Annotated in this window: 1 protein-coding gene; it reads right to left on the bottom strand. The window is 59.7% G+C overall.

What is annotated here, in order from left to right:
* A partial coding sequence (locus RSSM_RS14835) for a THUMP domain-containing class I SAM-dependent RNA methyltransferase (protein WP_008680214.1) occupies window positions 1-1,041 on the bottom strand: 1,041 nt, incomplete at its 3' end.
* Between the last annotated feature and the right edge of the window lie 71 nt (window positions 1,042-1,112).

Raw genomic sequence — 1,112 nt, 5'->3', positions numbered from 1 at the left:
CGTCATCATCCGGCGAAAATGCTTGGCTCGCTTTCGCAAACGTGTCGCAAATAATTCGGCTTGGTGTTGCGCGTTTTCGGGCAACGCCCCAAACGCCGCTTCGCCGACCGCATGCACATACGGTTTCGCACCTTTGGTCGCGACAGGCGATTCCTCAGGCGACGACGGAGCCTCGATCTTCTGAGCCGCAGGCACCTCTTCGCCGGTGGTTTGTTCTGCGTCGGCTGTCGGCTTTCCTTCATCGGTCGCTGACTCAGACCGTCCCGACTGCCCAATCACCGGTTTGGGACCGTGGAATTGATAGTAGGTGCATTCGATTCGACCGTTGTAGAGTTTGCGACGCCGGTCCGCCTTCCGCCCCAAGATTCGCTCGAACCCGTTGTAGGCGGTCAAGAAATAAAACGACCACGTCGGCAGGTGACGCAGCACGTCCGGAATCGCGGCGTACAGATCCTCGATTTCCCAGTCCCGCCCGATCCGCATGCCATAAGGCGGGTTCGTGATCAAACAACCAAAACGTCGCTTGCTCTGCAATTCACGGGCATCCGCAGTCTCGAAGTGCACGTCCGCGGTCACACCCGCCGCCTCCGCATTTTCACGTGCAAAACGCAGCACACGGAAATCAGTGTCACCCCCGAGGAGTCGCTGTGGCAACGGTTCGAGTACGTTTTGCAGTGCCTCGCTCCGCAGGTCCAGCATCGCTTGCCGCGGGGCGTCCGGCCAATGCTCAAACGCGAATTCTCTCGATTGCCCCGGTGCCATGTTCCGGCCAATCATTGCGGCTTCGATCAAGATCGTTCCGCTGCCGCAAAAGGGGTCAACCAACGGTCGATCCCGTTTCCAATAGCTCAGCATCACCATCGCGGCGGCGAGAGTCTCCTTCAGCGGAGCCGCCGTCACGTGGGCGCGATAACCCCGACGATGCAGCCCACGGCCGGTCGTGTCGATCGTGATCGTTACTGTGTCTTTGAGCAATGCGACATCGATCTTGAACTGCGGCCCGTTCTCAGGAAGCGTTTCGGTTCCATGATCCCGCCGCATCGCGTCCACAATCGCACGCTTGACCGCTCGTTGGCATGCCGGGACGCTCGACAAAGTCGACTTCACACTGC

This window comes from Aporhodopirellula sallentina SM41, from assembly GCF_000346505.1.
Lineage (GTDB): Bacteria > Planctomycetota > Planctomycetia > Pirellulales > Pirellulaceae > Rhodopirellula > Rhodopirellula sallentina.
Note: the sequence above shows the minus strand (reverse complement) of the source record. Positions and strands in the feature narration are given on the sequence as shown.